The sequence below is a fragment of the Bradyrhizobium sp. CIAT3101 genome (assembly GCF_029714945.1).
Taxonomy (GTDB): Bacteria; Pseudomonadota; Alphaproteobacteria; order Rhizobiales; family Xanthobacteraceae; genus Bradyrhizobium.
Window position 1 is genome coordinate 8,884,187 of record NZ_CP121634.1, and the last position, 14,596, is coordinate 8,898,782.

Below are 14,596 nucleotides of genomic sequence, written 5' to 3' on the forward strand. Positions count from 1 at the left end.
GCAGCGCTTCGCAACTTTGCCACGCAAAGCTGGTCGTGCGTCAGAGCTATCCGGCCTGGTCTTGTTCGCTCACATGTCAGAGGGACGAAATACGCCCTGGATGCATGACAGATCGCGGACCGCTATCTGCACATGCGTCTCGCGCTGAATGAATGCGCCAGGGTAGAGCGGGCCCCCCTCGATAAACATACCCCTCACGGTCTGAAATTTCGGCTTCGGCAAGGACTCGTAGAGGTAATTGATGACGGCGCAATCGAGCGGTCGTCGAAGTTCATCGACATTCTTGGGCAAAGGCTGCTTTGCTACCTCTGACACTTTTGTAAGTCCGTCATAGGCGGTGCGGGTGACATCTAAAGAGGATTGTGTGGTCAGGTCGAGGCATAGGCCAAGGTCGATGACAACGCCGACGACGGCCGGATCTTTGATCTTCCCGGTCTTGCCGGGACGGCCCTTAAGCTTCTCCGCCCATCGCATCGCTCGAAGCGGATCGTTTTCCCAAAAATATGCGCCGGCGCCCAACCAATCGTAGTTGTTCTTGCTGAATTCAAACGGAGCGCCCGCGAGGAGCTGTTCAGCGACAGACTTGTCGCAGCCATGATAGCCCAGAACGAACCCGGTAACTGTGCGCCGCACGTCAGCCCTTCGGCTTTGGGCGCTCCTCGGACGGCGCAATGCCCAGGCGCTCAAGCATCTTCTGCGCCTCGTCCCGATTTCGGGCCGCCCGGTCCGTGAATGCCTCAATCTCCGTTCGGATCGCCTTCACCTCTTGCGGGGTGGCGTTGCCGAACAGGGGCATGCTGGAGGGAGTTTTGTTTGCCATATAAACATTCTACGCAAGTTGCTCGCAATTTCCAAGCCCTGGCGGGTGTATTTTTTTGGAACATGGGCAGGGGGCGCTCGGTTGGATTCAACCATTGCTTTACGCCAGGGTTGCAGAATGCGCAGCAGTATGCACTTAGTTTACGGAATTCGCGACACCTACTCGCGGAAGGAAGCCGATGACCCCGCCAGCTTCGGATCCGAAAAAGGCCAGCGCTGAGACCCCAATCGTGAAAGTGCTCAATCCAGAATCGGAAAATGCCCGACGCATTGACATGCGATTGATCGGGTTCAAGGGCGCAGTATCTGAGACAGCTCTTGAGCAGATCGAGCAGACGGATGCGCGCGCGCAGCGCGTGGTGACGACGGCGACCCGCTTCGCTTTCCGCTAGAATTTACATCCCGTTAACCTCTTTTTTGTTCCGCACGGTATAAGTGTGGAATGCGTGTGATTCTAAAGGGCGTAGAGCTTACGCCGCAAGGCGCACAGTCGCTGCGCCAACAAATTGCAGGCGATAGATCTAACGCCAGCGTGGATGCTCTGCTCGATCACGTCATCGAGCTCGGGGCAAAATACGCAATTGTGGAGTTTCCCTACACCGACCGCGACTATACGTCCGACTACCTGAGCTTCTACGCAGGTGCCTTCAAAGCGCACGCGAGAGGCACCAAGCGCGTCCATTTCTTTCGGACTGACATTAGCAGACTGTTCGAGCTCCCTCTTTCCAAGCAGGTCGTCGAGCTTGAACGCCTCGCGGGCAAGGACAAGAACTACTGCGGGTTCGTGGTAATCAGGCCCATTGCTCAAGGCCCCATCGGCAGAACCGTCTTGCGCTTTCCGACGATTGGCAAGCTTACCGTCAGGCCGGCGGCACGAGCAGATTTCGAGTCTCACGTTCTTGGGGTTCGAGTGAAGGTAACTGGGGCCCCCTTCATTCAACAGGACATGCGGCTCGGGGCTTGCGCGCAGGCCGCAATCTGGATGGCAGGACGAGCAGTCGAGACGCGTCATCGACGAACGAGTTCGTTCACAATCGCCGAGATCACCAGCCTGGCGATCAATCCGACGGACTCAGAGCTGAGCAGGTCTCTTCCCGCCGGATCCGAGGGGTTGAACCCCATGCACATGATCCGCGCATTGCGCGGCATGGGACACCAGCCACTCCATATGCTTTTCAAAGAGCTCGAAAGCGGCCAGCAGATTGCTCCGACGATCAGTGCCCCAGAAGTTATTCATCGCTATCTGGATTCAGGGTTGCCCGTTGTCATAGCCATGGCGGACATGGGGCATGCAGTCTGCGCTGTGGGTTACGTTGAAGTCCCTGGCAAAGCTGTCCGCGATGGTGGCACACATGCAGTGTTCGCGCGCGGATTGATCGTACATGACGATCAAAGGGGGCCGTATCGAATACTGCCTCTCGGAGCAGACGATATCGAGCATCTGCCCGCAGCCCGCCTCTTGAAGTGGCAGCAGAAGATACTCACGGTGGAGGAGAACGTCTCGCACATGTTCGTACCGTTGCCGTCACGCGTTTTCCTGCGCGCTGAAAACGCTGACATTGTTGTGAGAGACTTCATCAAGACGACAAGCTACGTTTCTGACCAGATCGTGAAGGCCGTAGGAAATGGCAATTCGATCGCCGCGTCCAGCATCCGAGCCTTCTTCGACGGGTTCACCGCAGGACGCTGGATACAGCGGACATACCTGACTACGGCCGCTCGCTACCGGCGCCACATCAGCTCAAGCGAGATGAGCGAACTGATGAAGAGCGAGATCGTATCTCGTGCGCTACCACACTTCATTTGGGTGACAGAGCTGATCGACCGGTCATCCAAACAGGAGCGGCACACAGGCGCCAGGCCCGTGGTCGGACATTTCGTTCTCAATGCGACGAGCAGCACGGACTACAACAACGACCTTCTGATCGCCCAATTTCCGCACTTCATCGTGCACCGGGACGTCAATCCTCTCGCGGACAACGGAGAGGTTCTAGATGTCCCCGCCGAGAGTATGGTCAGTTTCGATGCCAACAGTGAGTATCTGGGCCGAACCAGGACCGTCGCCTAGCGGCCGCTAACGTGCTGGGCAGGCAACGATCGGTGAGACAGGACGGTCCATGATCTGACTGACGGCTCTTTTTGAGTTCACGAGATCAAAGTCGACCATTTCACAACACGTGCCAGTCTCAATTGCGCGGCACAATTGAGCTACTTGTACAGCTGCGGCCGCAAGAGCCGTGCACGGCACACCAACCGGCTGATTTTCGATCGTGATCGCGCCGCACTCGTCCAGGACCCCAGCCTGAACGAGAGATTGAATATTTCCGCGCTTGACTACATTCCCCTCGCCATCACGCTCGGAAGAATCCGCTTCCGGCCAAGCATCGAATGGCGTTCTTGAGCCAGGAAAGGCATGCAATCGCACATCAAAGGCCTCGTTTGCGGTCGAACCAAGTCCGGCGTCAATGAGGAGATCAAATCCTGCAGAGGCAGCGAAGCGCCGCGCATTCAAGTTGTCGACTCCCGCAAGCGCGACTCGCGGCTCGTCTTGATCGGGTCCGGAGGTCATCAGAAACTTACGTTCATTCAGGACTGTACGAAAGCCAACACGTTCAGCCCAATCTGCAGCGCACCTGACCTTCGTCCGACCGATCCAACTCGGCTGCGTGAGAAGTTGGACGCCCAGATTCTCCCAGCCACTGATGTCTGGATCGTTGAGCAACAGGCGGACTTGCGACGTGTCCCGATAGGGAAGCAAGCCCAGCGTAAAGAGCGTCGCTTGTCCGAGGTTTCCCATTCCAAGCAACCATAAGTCGGCGGGCAGATTGCGCAGCTCTGCCGATGCAGGTGACGACTGTCCCTGCGGCTGCCATAGATTGTATTCGAGCGTTCTTCGAGTTGCGACAGGATCGGACAGAACGGATGCCCGAAATGCGGCCGCTGTCGAAGCAGCACCGGCGAAAATGCCACTGAGTTCGTTTCCTGGCGAGGTTGCGGCTGCGGGATTCGGGCCAACGATCGCGTTCCAACCGTTAGCGGACGCATAGAGGTGCGCGGCCCCCTTTCCGCCTATGCAAATGCGAAAGGAATGGGCGGGGGCTGGCTCCTTCCGGCAACCTGCTTCAAGGAGTGCGCGCTTAAACAATCTCGGCAACCCGTTCCCGACAACCGTCTCGCATTCGGGCTGGCGTGAAAGAAAGATCCCTCTTCGAAACATCTTGCGACCGCACGCCACGATCGCGATCGCGCAGGCCTGGGCCCAAGCGATCTGCTCGACGTTGTCGTCGATGACGATTTCGAGCGCAGCGCGATCGAGAGCCAGTCTTACTCCCTGCAGATCCATATCTGGAAGGACCGCCAGCAGCAGTTGGGACCCACGGTCTGCTTCGACGCTTGACGTCATGCAAACCTCCGAACCCGGAAGAGCTTTTGCCCGAGTGAGCTCAGGTCCGACCATCCATCGCGACGGCCTCTGTACTCGTGGATGCCGAATTCGCCTGGCATATAGTCTCGGTCGGCATAGTTCGGCACGATCAATGCGAGATGCCCGCGCTCGGGTATCATCGGATGGCTCTGATCGACATCGCTTTGGCGATATGACGCACCAGGATGAGTATGAACGTCAGCGACTACGCTGCACCCCTGCTGCCCACAGATCCGCCAGACGTCGTCCATACGCGAACCGTCGAAAATTATGATCCCCTGGAGACAATTCGGATCAATCGCGTCGTATGGTAGAAAAGAGGTGATGATTTTGGTCTCACCTTCTACTCTGCCCAGGAGAAAGCCTCCGCTCTCGCGACGCCCTTGTCCGCGGACACGCAGTTCGCGGAGGATCTCACGCCACAAGCGGTCGTCGCAACGCAGCCGCGGCGTCGGGCGCAGTCGAGACCAAATACTCCGGATTATTGATAAGACCATGGACGGTTTCCAAAAGTGTCACGATGGTTGAGCCGGACTTCCAGGTGAGTTCTTCGAATTGGTTTGGCCAATGGTCGCGCGCCATTCGATCAATCGGATGGTACAGACACGCGTTCCACGGCGAGAAAGCCACCAACACGCCGGTCCTTCCCATAGGCCGCTGTTCAACGCCCAATGCCGCATCAGTCCGGCCATCCCATAACTGAGAGGTCGGTGCCAAGGCTGGGTAGCTTCGGCAGTCGACCCGCAGCAGGAAACGATTGGGCCCCTGCTCGCGCTTCGGCGCCGCAATAGTGAAGTAGGCAACAGGAAACTCGAGAGCTTCGAGTCCCCACTTTCCCCGCTTCGAGCCAAGCTTGAACGTGAGGCTGTCGATGTCGGCCCGAAGGGCCGAATGATCCGGGGTCATGAGGCACCTTGCGGCTTGATACGGAACACCAACGAGAAGGCGATCTTCTTTTCTCCTTTGGCGACCTGGCCGAGATGCAGATCCGGCGGCAGGATTTCTGATCCGAGCTTCAACTGGTACTCCGCAGGCACGCCCTCGAGGTGGAGTGCCGCTCGTGAGATCGCCCAAGCGATAATCTTTTCGATGGTGACACTTGGCGCGAAATCCCGGTGAACCTGCCGGGCGTTGTAAACCACGGTGACCGCGATCTTGCCTTTCGACGCGACGTGGACGAGCCGGAACTCCTCGATCACGAGTTCAACGACCCGATGCTCCTCGACAAGACATTCCTCCTCGTCCTCGAAGAACATTTCCGTCAGCTCGACCCGCTTCGTCTCGAGGACGACTGCCTCGATGACCTCCTTGGCGGTCGCGCCGCGCGCCACCTGGATCTGACGGGGTGCGCGCTCCCCCTCGATGGCCAGAACCAGCTCATGCGAATCAACTTCGTTGTCCATTTGAGTGCTCCGCGGTTAAGAACGGGCACTTATCTATACTTTCATTCCCTTAATGTCAATAATACAAACAATATTAATTTACTAGTTTCATAAACTGTTGGTAGCACAAACATTTCTTGAAATTGGGCGCTGGTGGTGTAGAATAAGGTATGGATTCAAACCTTTATCGCCTGTTCGGAGACCGGGTCCGGGAGCTCCGAGAGACTCGCAGCGTGACCCAGGAAGAGCTTGCTCGCCGGGTTCAGCTCTCACGTGCGTCGATCACAAATATCGAGAAGGGCCGGCAGCGGGTGCTCCTGCATCAGCTGATCGAGATCGCGGACGCTTTGGACGCGAAACCCTCCGAGCTCATGCCTTCACCGCAGTCGCAGTCGGACGCGACCATGCGACAGGACGTGGCGCGCGTCGTCGAGATGCTGAAGAGAGAAATCAAGGTCGGATAAATGAAGCCTCGCATCGGCTACGCACGCGTACGCCGCAAGGCTGCAGAGCTTCTTGAGGGCCAGAATTCTCCACCAGTTTCGCTCGATCTCGTCGCCGACTTATTGGGTGCAGAGATCCGAGAAGTAGAGCTCGATGATGATGCATCGGGCATTCTATTTCGGGGAAACGGCCGAAAGGTAATTGCGGTGAACCGCTCCCATCATCCTCTGCGCAAGCGGTTCACGATTGCGCATGAGTTGGGCCATCTCGCTCTGCATAAGGGGACAGAGGTTCACGTCGATCAGGTCTTCAGAATTAACTTGAGAGATTCGCGATCCGCAACCGCCGAGGACGTCGAGGAAATCGAAGCCAACGCGTTTGCAGCCAATCTGTTGATTCCGGCACAATGGATTAGGCTCGATGTTGCGGGCTACACTCTCGATCTGGAGAACGAAGCACGCATCGACGCTTTGGCCGACCGCTACCAAGTCAGCAAGCAGGCGATGATCATACGGCTGACCTCGCTGTTTTCGCCGAAGTAAGGGGTTAACTTCACCTCCGCGGCGTGCCTTAGGACTCGGCAAGTCCAAAATGTGGAATGACGGCGCCTTCGTGTCGCCCATGCCGGCCAGCAACGCCAACCACCGATTCCCGTGGTCGACCAACTCATCCGGACAACTCGGATGTGACGTTACGGGTCTTCCGCCGGATTAAGGAGGACGCTTCGCTCAGCGAAACCTATGTCAGAGTGATTGGCGGTCGAGCGCCCGACGAGCGCGGAAATCCGACCAAGGCGCGGCTTAACCGCTCGATCGGAGCGGCGAACAAGGCTGCACTCGGTGCGAGCTTCCGGATGAACGGTGACAAAGCCGCCAAAGTCCAGGTCGGCGGCGAGTACATTTTCTCCTACACGCCGCTGATCCTGCCGCAAGGATAACTCAACCAATCTATCGCAATCAGTCTTGAGCTTCGAGCCCCGACCGCTTACATCTTTGGTTACGGGGTCCGAGCTCAACCAGCTCTCTACGTGACCGCCTGCCAACGCAGTGCTGACAACGCCTGAATAACAGGCGGCCGCCGACAGTCCATCTCCGGGTGGGCGAGGTCGACGGTTCGCACGTTGCAGTCCCCGAACCCCTCGCCTCCTCGAATTCAACCGAAAGGAGGCATTGAATGCCAATCCAAACTTATACCGACGTCGTCATCTTTCATGTAACCCCAGCTGCAAGCCACCTGCCGCAGGGTGATTTTCCTGGCACCATCGAATGGGCCACGATTGTACTCGGAGGCCATCCGAGAACCGATTTGATGAAGTGCACTTTGCACCTCGAGCGCAAGGATCACCCCGAGTTTTTCGCTGCGAATAGCGGAGCGATGACGCGTGGGATTCCAATCGTCCAGGAAGTGAAGAACAAGACGGTTGCGGATTCCAATGATCGCGCGCAGTTATTCCAATCTGATGCCGCGCAGCGTTCTGACCTGATCGCGCGCAGGTGAAGCACCCGATCGTTAGGGGTAATTGGCTTATCGTTAGCCCGTGGTCAAGCGGCCACCGAAGAGATCATGTCTGAAGTTTGATGATGGTCGCTCGACGGAGTGAAGCTGAGCGGACGCGCACCCCCAACAGTGCCGTAGCGGCCGGTCAGCTTCGCGGGCTGCAGTCTCGGTCTTCATCGGCCGACGATGTGATCAAGGCCGAGGAAGGACAGGCGGTCGACGCATGGATTCACCGTTCAGTTCGAGCCTGTGAGCATTGTGAAGCAGGCGATCAAGTATGGCATCAGCGTAAGTCGGGTCATTTATGAGCTCATGCCATTTGGCAATTGGAAGCTGGCTGGTGACGAGTGTTGATCGACGGCCGTAGCGTTCCTCAAGGATTTCGAGCAGATGGTGCCTGGCATTGGCGTCGATGGCCTGGAGGCCCCAATCGTCCAAAATCAGGAGCTCGACCGCGGCGATGCTCCTCATCCGCGAAGTGAGTCGTCCGTCGCCCCGGGCAAGGTCCAGTTCTTCGAACAACCGCGGCAGCCGGGTGTAAAGTACAGAGTGGTTGTCCCGGCAGGCCTTGTGACCAAGCGCACAGCCAAGCCAGCTTTTCCCGACGCCGGTCGGCCCGACAATGGCGCAATTCTCGTGGTTCTTGATCCAGTCTCCCTTGAGCAGCATGTCGAACAAGCGGCGGTCGAGCCCACGGGGTGCGCGGTAGTCGATATCCTCGGGCACGGCATGATGACGCAGCTTTGCCTTACGAAGGCGAAGTGCCAGGCGCCGGTTGTTACGCCAGGTCGCTTCATGGTCCAGCAGCAACGCCAACCATTCGGCGTGAGCGAGGCCATGGACCTCCTCGTTGTCGGCGAGGCTCTTAAAGGCCTCGGCCATGCCGGTAAGGCCGAGCTGGGTGAGCAAGTCGAGTGTGGGGTGTGTCAGCATTTTCTTCCCTTAGTGGTAATAATCCGAACCTCGGATGTTCGTGTGGATGATCGGCTCGCGCTCGGGGGACGCAGGCGTCGGGACGCGATCGAGGCCCTTCTCGAGGATCGATTTGACGCTTGGGTAGTTGCGAGCCTGGATCTCGATCGCGCGCAGCGCGGCCGCCTCGAGGCGCTCGGCGCCAAAGCGCATCTCAAGCCGGAGGATACCTAGGCACGAACGATAGCCCTGTTCGGGATGCGGCCGATCCTCGATGATCCGGTCGACCAGCACGCGCAGCATCGGGCCGATCCGGCTTGCCTCGCTGCGGATCTTTGCCGGCGTCCACTCGCCATAGCGCCGGTGGCTCGAAGGCATGTGGGCGCTGGTCGTCGTGTGCCGCCCGTTGCCACTGCCGCGCATGTGCGCGGCGATACGCTCGCCTCCCAGGAAGATTTCAACCGTTCGCGCAGAGATCCGCGCTTCTACCTCCCGACGGGCGAAGCGATAGGACACCGAGTAGTAGTGTCGTTCGATCTCGACGTGATAGTCGAGCCCGACCCGGCATCGGCGCCATTCGGCATGGACCCGCGGCTCGCCGCGAAGCGGTCTAAGATTTGGTGCATCAATTTCCTCGAACAGCTGGCGCCGTGTGCGGTCATACTGACGCAGCACCCGTCCGTCATTGAGCTTGGCCAGCCACTCGGCGATCGCACGGTTGAGATCGGCCAGGCTGTAAAAAGTTCGGTTGCGCAGCCGCCCCAGCAGCCAGCGCTCGATGATTCCGACGCAGGCCTCGACCTTCGCCTTATCTCTCGGACGACGCGGCCGTGCCGGCAAAATCGCCGTGCCGTAATGCTGCGCCATATCGCTGTAGCTGCGGTTGACCATAGGGTCATAGAGGCAGGCCTTGATCACCGCGACCTTGGCGTTGTCGGGCACCAACAGTTGCGTCGCGCCGCCAAAAAAGCCGAAGGCCGCGTTATGTCCCGCGATCCAGTCGCCGAGCTGCTCGGTCCACGTCGCCAGCGCGAAGGACAAGCTGGATGCGCCCATGACCGCCACGAAGACGTGCGCGTCACGCACCTCGCCAGTCTTACTGATCAACCACCGGCACCGTGTCGCCGGCATAGTCGACGAACAATTTCTCGCCCCCGCCGTGGTGCTGGCGCATCACCAGCGGCAGCCGGCCTTCCCAGTTGCGGAACAAGTCACAGAAGCGGCTATATCGGTACCCGTCCGGATGCTCTGCAATGTACTCGTCCCACAGCACCTGCAAGGTCACATGCTTGCGCTTGAGCTCGCGGGCAATCATGGACCAGTCAGGTTCGGCCACCTTGCGGCGACCAGGCTTCACGCCAGGCACCCCGTACAGCAGTTGCTCCAGCTCGACGTCGCTTATCGCTTCCGGGACTGGCCATGCCAGACCCGCGCGCACAAACCGCTTCAGAGTGTCACGTACCGTCGTCGGCCCGACGCCGATACGCTCGCCAACCACGCGCGTCGAGAGCCCCGCCTCAAGGCTCAACCTCACAATCTCGCGCACCTGGCGCACGATAACCCTCCTCGTCGGCATCCAATTCTCCCAGCTGTTTCCAGTCGGAGAAATGGCTCAACGATCAGGCTTCACACCATGCGAAACTGCGCGCGATCAAGTCGGAATCCTGCGCGGATAATGCTCGGAATGCTGCGCGCGACCATTTCGGAACCCCGCGCCCCATCAAATCGGTACGGTGCGCGCGATGATCTCGGAATCGGCAGACGGTAACTTACACCGTCATGTGACATCATGCATGGATCTGGGCGGGCCGACCTGGCCCTGCCCTCGTCTCCCAGAGGCGCAATCACGTACGATGCAGTTGCGTCACCAAAGCAACGAGTTCCGGCAGCGGTACACCCAACTGGCCCAAGAGCGCCGTCCCGGCGGCAGTGGTCAGTGCAGCCGCACCTTTTCCAGAAAGCGATGCGTAGCTGTGCAAGAATGTATTCAGGTGCTTTTTGACCTGAATGGCGGAGTCCTCGGTTTGCTTATTCGGGGCTCGACCTCGCTTTGAAGATTTCTTCGGAGCGGCTGCCGCGGCGGCGTATTCGAGGTTTTCATTGAGCCGCCGCAACTCGGCGACTAATCTGCGCAATTCACGCAAATATTCTTCATGGTCTCCATCGGTTAGCTGCAATGCCGGACGGGAAAAATTATCGTTGTGCGCGGCCTTGTACTCAAGGAACTTTTCTATCGCCCGTACGATCTCCCGAGAATAGACATTCAATCGAGCAATTCTCTTGCAGAGGCTGAAGGTCGCCGCGTGGTCTTCCTACTGTCCAGTCGCCAAGGCTCGGTGGCCAAACCCTATCCATGGCCGAGCTATTTCGACGAGCTTAAGGAGCGGCGGCGCATGCGGATCCCGACGCCGGAGCAGTTCCGGAACATCTTCGCCGCCTGCGCGCGCTTCGCCATTGAGGAAAAGCGCAGAAATCCGGATTTCGAAATTCCCGAGCAGTTCGTCCGCATGGTGATCGCCGTCAAGCCCTTGCTCGACGAAGCGGGGCCGCTGATCGAAGAGCGATATCAGGCCATCAAAGCGAAGAAGCTCTCGGAAGCGCAGACGCTTTCGCTACCGCTGGACTAGGCCGATTTCCGCCGCGGGCTCGCCGCGGGCTTTTTCGCCGCCGCTTCCTTCGCCGGCTTCTTCCCCGGGATCGACGTCAACATCTCTTTCTGGCCCGACGACGCCTTACGAGGCTTCTTGGGGGGGTGCCGCCTTCGCCGGCGCGGCCTCCCGACCGACGCTCTGCCGCAGCGCCTCCATCAGGTCGACCACGTTCTCGCCCTTCGGCCGCTCCTTCGGGCGGATAGTCTTGCCCGAGCGCTTCTGGTTGATCAGATCGGCTAGGGCGGCTTCGTAGTGGTCCTCGAATTTCGCAGGGTCGAACGTGCCCGCCTTCTGGCTAACGATGTGCCGGGCAAGGTCCAGCATGTCCTTGGTGACTTTGACGTTCTGAATCTCGTCGAAATACTCCTGTTCGCTGCGCACTTCGTAGGGGTAGCGCAGTAGCGTACCCACGAGCCCCCTGTCCATGGGTTCGAGAGCGATGATGTGCTCGCGGTTGGTCAAGACCACCCGCCCGATCGCGACCTTGTCCATCTCGCGGATGGTCTCACGGATCACCGCGTAGGCGTCATGGCCGATCTTGACGTCCGGTGTGAGGTAATAGGGACGGATCAGGTAGCGCGGGTCGATGTCCGACCTGTCAACGAACTCGTCGATCTCGATGGTCCGCGTCGATTCCAACGCCAGCTCCTCGAGCTCCTCCTTCGTGACCTCAATGTACTGCCCTTTGTCGAGCTCATAGCCCTTGACGATGTCCTCGTTCGGCACCTCGTCGCCGGTGTCGGCATCGACCTTCACGTACTTGATGCGGTGTCCGGTCGCCCGGTTCAGTTGGTTGAAGGAGATCTTTTCGGATTCGGATGTGGCCGGGTAGAGCGCGACGGGGCAGGTGACGAGTGACAGGCGTAGAAAACCCTTCCAGTTTGCGCGGGGGGCCATGTCGAACTCCGGATACTGAGGTGCCGGATTCAAGAAACGAACCAGCGGCCTGGGTTCCGACATCCGGATCGCCCGTCACAGATGATTTTTGCCTTTTTTAGACCTTCGCTGACTCCAGTGTTCACTATATGTTCCATAGCCGTCACCGAAAAAGGCTTCCGGCAAGCCCCGACCTTTGTAGACGCCCGGCCGGGTGGATTTGCCCTCCAGCTTGGTTGCTTGATCGAAGCACGCGCAGTGAGGACAGTTAGGCCCATCCGGCCACCACGCGGTGGATCTATACACGACCTCCAAGAAGGGGCTCTCGGCTCACCAGCTACACCGAATGCTTGGCGTGACTTACAAAACTGCATGGTTCATGGCTCATCGCATTGGCGAGGCAACGCGAGACGCGAATCCTCCTCCCATGCGCGGAGAAGGTAAGACAGTTGAGATAGACGAAACATTCATCGGCCGCATTGAAGGTCAGATGAAGCTCCGCACCGGTTGGGCACACAAGAACGTCGTGCTTACGCTTGTCGAACGTGAACGTTCTGCCCGCAGCTTCAAGATCGATAGCACATCGGTTGCCGATATCGTTCCAATCGTCCTGACCAATGTGCGCCGGGTGTCCATCGTTATGACGGATGACGGCTCGCACTATCGCTCACTTGGCCGCGAATACTTGAGCCACGACACCGTGAACCATTCGCGCAAGGAATACGCTCGCGGAGAGATCAGTACCAACACGGTTGAAGGTTACTATTCGATCTTCAAGCGCGGCGTGCAGGGCGTCGACCAGCACTACGCTGAGAAGCATCTTCACCTTTACTTGGCGGAGTTTGACTTCCGCTACAATACCTGCATTTCGCTAGGCTGGAACGATGCGATGCGCTCAGAGAAAGCGATACAGGATATTCATGGAAAGCGGTTGATGTACCGCAGACCTCATAGCGCCGAAATCAATTAAACAAATGGCACGAAAGTTTGTGCGATCACGAAACGCGAAACGACGCACAAAACAAGCAAACGATTAAGCAGCGTATTACGAAGACGAGCTGTCTTACAAATCAGCGTTGTAAGACAACTCGTTTCAAACGACGAAATCTAACGCTTATTTCCCTTAGAAATACGCGCATCCGAATGATCTTCAACGTCATTAAAGTTTAGCTGCTGGCTAACGTGCGGCTTAGCGTGAGGCTGCGGCTTCATCTTAATCATGCGCTTAAGTACTTCGTCGCGCTTTGCATTTTGTCGCGTGCAGTTTGCCAACCTGCATCGTCCGACGAGTTCACAGTCCGTGAAGTTTTTGCCGCGCTAAATTTTCCAACCTGGTGACACGCGAAACTTGGGACTCTCAAGCAGATACACTTGCGCAGATTCCACAAAGCATGGATGTTGCTGGGTGCGAGTCAGGTCCAATTGATTCGCATGAGAGCGGGGAGCCGGACTAAGCCCACCAAGCCAACCCGGCTTCCCCTCTCTGGCGATCCAGCCCCTTCCATCAGGGCAGGACCGGGAGCCACCTTCCATCAGTGACCTCCCCTTCAAGGCCGTCCGGTTTCCACCACCGGGCGGCTTTGTCGTTTCCGGCCTCAACTTCCCCCACTGGTGGGGAAGCGGTTCCGAATCAATTCGGTAGAGCTACCGAATATTCGGTGTGACCGTATGTGCTAGCTGCCCGCGCGCCAAGCCATAAAGACAACATGTCCCAAAAAGTTTGCAAACTGCGAACTCGCCTGCTAGCCGCACCTGCCCAGCCCCTCGAAATTACACCGATCAGCTTTTCGATACGTCACGTATATAATTTCCCATAATATGACCGACCGACCCGCTAGCTGGCGCATGCCGACCCCTAAGGAGACGGAAAAGCCGGCCGCCGTCGGCAGAAACGCACCCGTACGACCAATCGGCCCGGGCGAAGATCTGCCCACGGAATACTGGGAGGCCCTCCGAGGGACGGTCCCGCCGACGACAGTCGGCCGGCGCCGGCGTGCGGATGCGGCGGCTCGCCGATCCTGACGACGCCCGAAGAGGTCGAGCTCTGGATGACGGCGCCCGCGGACGAGGCGCTGAAGCTACAGCGGCCGCTTCCGGACGGGGCGCTGCGGGTCATCGCGCGCGGCGTCAAGGAAGATCCCGCAAGAACTACGACGTGACCAAGAAGGACCGGAAGTCAGGTACGGAATGATCAGTGTCTCGAGAGCCGGTAGCATGAGATCACCGGTCGTCGTCCTCGGCCGGTTCGCCTTCAAGTTCGCGCGGAACGCGCGAGGCCGTGCCAGTAATCTCTACGAAGCAAAACTCTATCGTAGCGCGAACGCCACGCGCCGCGCTTTGCTCTGCCCGGTTGTCGGGTATCCCGTAACGGATTCATGCAGATCATGAGGGCCGCGAAGCCGTTGACCGAGATGATGAGCATCGACGAGTACATGGATCTCGTCGACATGTGGGACTACATACCTGGAGAGGACAGTTGTCCCTTCGAACCAAAGGCATCTGACTGGGGCTGGCTCGAAGGACAGATGGTCGCGCTCGACTACTCGACCCCAGCGTGGGAGGCCGATGAACCTGCTTCCTCATGAGGCCTT

General features: G+C 58.4%; 15 protein-coding genes and 4 pseudogenes. 10 read left to right on the forward strand and 9 right to left on the reverse strand.

From position 1 onward, the window contains the following. Nucleotides 1-69: 69 nt before the first annotated feature. The gene (locus QA645_RS41055) at nt 70-633 is read right to left on the reverse strand and encodes a hypothetical protein (RefSeq protein WP_283046704.1); all 564 of its coding nucleotides are present in this window, start codon (nt 631-633) and stop codon (nt 70-72) included. A 1-nt stretch (nt 634) separates the two neighbouring features. Then, on the reverse strand, nt 635-820 hold the full coding sequence (locus QA645_RS41060; protein ID WP_283046706.1) for a hypothetical protein: 186 nt from the start codon (nt 818-820) through the stop codon (nt 635-637). 178 nt (nt 821-998) lie between these two features. On the opposite strand from QA645_RS41060, the gene QA645_RS41065 reads away from it, so the two are divergent. Together QA645_RS41065 and QA645_RS41070 are read left to right on the forward strand one after the other, a co-directional pair. Then, nucleotides 999-1,211: a hypothetical protein gene (locus tag QA645_RS41065; protein ID WP_283046708.1), complete on the forward strand. Its 213-nt coding sequence runs from the start codon at nt 999-1,001 to the stop codon at nt 1,209-1,211. 50 nt (nt 1,212-1,261) lie between these two features. Beyond that, nucleotides 1,262-2,887 (forward strand): hypothetical protein, encoded by a 1,626-nt coding sequence (locus QA645_RS41070; protein WP_283046710.1) that lies wholly within the window; start codon nt 1,262-1,264, stop codon nt 2,885-2,887. Nucleotides 2,888-2,893: 6 nt separating this feature from the next. Here the strand turns inward: QA645_RS41070 and QA645_RS41075 are convergent, their stop codons facing one another. From QA645_RS41075 to QA645_RS41085, 3 genes are all read right to left on the reverse strand, one after another. Then, nucleotides 2,894-4,222 (reverse strand): hypothetical protein, encoded by a 1,329-nt coding sequence (locus QA645_RS41075; protein WP_283046712.1) that lies wholly within the window; start codon nt 4,220-4,222, stop codon nt 2,894-2,896. 435 nt (nt 4,223-4,657) lie between these two features. Then, nucleotides 4,658-5,149 carry a hypothetical protein gene (locus QA645_RS41080; protein WP_283046714.1) on the reverse strand — a complete coding sequence of 164 codons (492 nt, stop codon included), beginning with the start codon at nt 5,147-5,149 and terminating at the stop codon, nt 4,658-4,660. Beyond that, nucleotides 5,146-5,646 carry a hypothetical protein gene (locus tag QA645_RS41085; protein ID WP_283046716.1) on the reverse strand — a complete coding sequence of 167 codons (501 nt, stop codon included), beginning with the start codon at nt 5,644-5,646 and terminating at the stop codon, nt 5,146-5,148. The genes QA645_RS41080 and QA645_RS41085 overlap by 4 nt, the downstream gene beginning before the upstream one ends. A gap of 212 nt (nt 5,647-5,858) precedes the next feature. On the opposite strand from QA645_RS41085, the gene QA645_RS41090 reads away from it, so the two are divergent. From QA645_RS41090 to QA645_RS41105, 4 genes are all read left to right on the forward strand, one after another. Beyond that, on the forward strand, nt 5,859-6,089 hold the full coding sequence (locus QA645_RS41090; protein ID WP_283046718.1) for a helix-turn-helix transcriptional regulator: 231 nt from the start codon (nt 5,859-5,861) through the stop codon (nt 6,087-6,089). After that, nucleotides 6,090-6,611 (forward strand): ImmA/IrrE family metallo-endopeptidase, encoded by a 522-nt coding sequence (locus tag QA645_RS41095; RefSeq protein WP_283046719.1) that lies wholly within the window; start codon nt 6,090-6,092, stop codon nt 6,609-6,611. A gap of 143 nt (nt 6,612-6,754) precedes the next feature. Next, nucleotides 6,755-7,006 carry a hypothetical protein gene (locus QA645_RS41100; protein ID WP_283046721.1) on the forward strand — a complete coding sequence of 84 codons (252 nt, stop codon included), beginning with the start codon at nt 6,755-6,757 and terminating at the stop codon, nt 7,004-7,006. A 236-nt stretch (nt 7,007-7,242) separates the two neighbouring features. Beyond that, nucleotides 7,243-7,566: a hypothetical protein gene (locus QA645_RS41105; RefSeq protein ID WP_283046723.1), complete on the forward strand. Its 324-nt coding sequence runs from the start codon at nt 7,243-7,245 to the stop codon at nt 7,564-7,566. A gap of 192 nt (nt 7,567-7,758) precedes the next feature. Here QA645_RS41105 and istB read toward each other — a convergent pair whose 3' ends face one another. The 3 genes and pseudogenes from istB to QA645_RS41120 all read right to left on the reverse strand — a co-directional run bounded on the left by istB (nt 7,759) and on the right by QA645_RS41120 (nt 10,745). Continuing rightward, nucleotides 7,759-8,499, reverse strand: coding sequence for an IS21-like element helper ATPase IstB (gene istB / locus QA645_RS41110; RefSeq protein WP_283046725.1), 741 nt, complete (start codon nt 8,497-8,499; stop codon nt 7,759-7,761). A gap of 9 nt (nt 8,500-8,508) precedes the next feature. After that, a pseudogene (gene istA / locus QA645_RS41115) lies at nt 8,509-10,033 on the reverse strand (IS21 family transposase). 289 nt (nt 10,034-10,322) lie between these two features. Then, nucleotides 10,323-10,745, reverse strand: coding sequence for a hypothetical protein (locus tag QA645_RS41120; RefSeq protein WP_283046727.1), 423 nt, complete (start codon nt 10,743-10,745; stop codon nt 10,323-10,325). Nucleotides 10,746-10,871: 126 nt separating this feature from the next. Between QA645_RS41120 and QA645_RS41125 the strand changes: the two genes are divergently transcribed. After that, entirely contained in the window at nt 10,872-11,105 is a 234-nt protein-coding gene (locus QA645_RS41125) for a hypothetical protein (RefSeq protein WP_283046728.1), read from the forward strand. Here QA645_RS41125 and QA645_RS41130 read toward each other — a convergent pair. Next, nucleotides 11,102-12,026 (reverse strand): annotated as a pseudogene (locus tag QA645_RS41130) (Ku protein). The gene QA645_RS41125 and the pseudogene QA645_RS41130 overlap by 4 nt on opposite strands. Before the next feature lie 268 nt (nt 12,027-12,294). Between QA645_RS41130 and QA645_RS41135 the strand changes: the two are divergent. The 3 genes and pseudogenes from QA645_RS41135 to QA645_RS41145 all read left to right on the forward strand — a co-directional run. Then, a pseudogene (locus QA645_RS41135) lies at nt 12,295-12,975 on the forward strand (IS1595 family transposase); the annotation flags it as partial. 1,045 nt (nt 12,976-14,020) lie between these two features. Continuing rightward, nucleotides 14,021-14,164, forward strand: a pseudogene (locus tag QA645_RS41140) (SOS response-associated peptidase); the annotation flags it as partial. Between the two features lie 216 nt (nt 14,165-14,380). Continuing rightward, nucleotides 14,381-14,590 (forward strand): hypothetical protein, encoded by a 210-nt coding sequence (locus QA645_RS41145; RefSeq protein WP_283046729.1) that lies wholly within the window; start codon nt 14,381-14,383, stop codon nt 14,588-14,590. Nucleotides 14,591-14,596: the final 6 nt, after the last annotated feature.

Coding starts and splice junctions, on each gene's coding strand:
- QA645_RS41075 (WP_283046712.1), bottom strand. CDS start 4,222: ATGACGTCAAGCGTCGAAGCAGACCGTGGGTCCCAACTGCTGCTGGCG.
- QA645_RS41070 (WP_283046710.1), top strand. CDS start 1,262: ATGCGTGTGATTCTAAAGGGCGTAGAGCTTACGCCGCAAGGCGCACAG.
- QA645_RS41065 (WP_283046708.1), top strand. CDS start 999: ATGACCCCGCCAGCTTCGGATCCGAAAAAGGCCAGCGCTGAGACCCCA.
- QA645_RS41105 (WP_283046723.1), top strand. CDS start 7,243: ATGCCAATCCAAACTTATACCGACGTCGTCATCTTTCATGTAACCCCA.
- istB (WP_283046725.1), bottom strand. CDS start 8,499: ATGCTGACACACCCCACACTCGACTTGCTCACCCAGCTCGGCCTTACC.
- QA645_RS41145 (WP_283046729.1), top strand. CDS start 14,381: ATGCAGATCATGAGGGCCGCGAAGCCGTTGACCGAGATGATGAGCATC.
- QA645_RS41060 (WP_283046706.1), bottom strand. CDS start 820: ATGGCAAACAAAACTCCCTCCAGCATGCCCCTGTTCGGCAACGCCACC.
- QA645_RS41085 (WP_283046716.1), bottom strand. CDS start 5,646: ATGGACAACGAAGTTGATTCGCATGAGCTGGTTCTGGCCATCGAGGGG.
- QA645_RS41095 (WP_283046719.1), top strand. CDS start 6,090: ATGAAGCCTCGCATCGGCTACGCACGCGTACGCCGCAAGGCTGCAGAG.
- QA645_RS41125 (WP_283046728.1), top strand. CDS start 10,872: ATGCGGATCCCGACGCCGGAGCAGTTCCGGAACATCTTCGCCGCCTGC.
- QA645_RS41080 (WP_283046714.1), bottom strand. CDS start 5,149: ATGACCCCGGATCATTCGGCCCTTCGGGCCGACATCGACAGCCTCACG.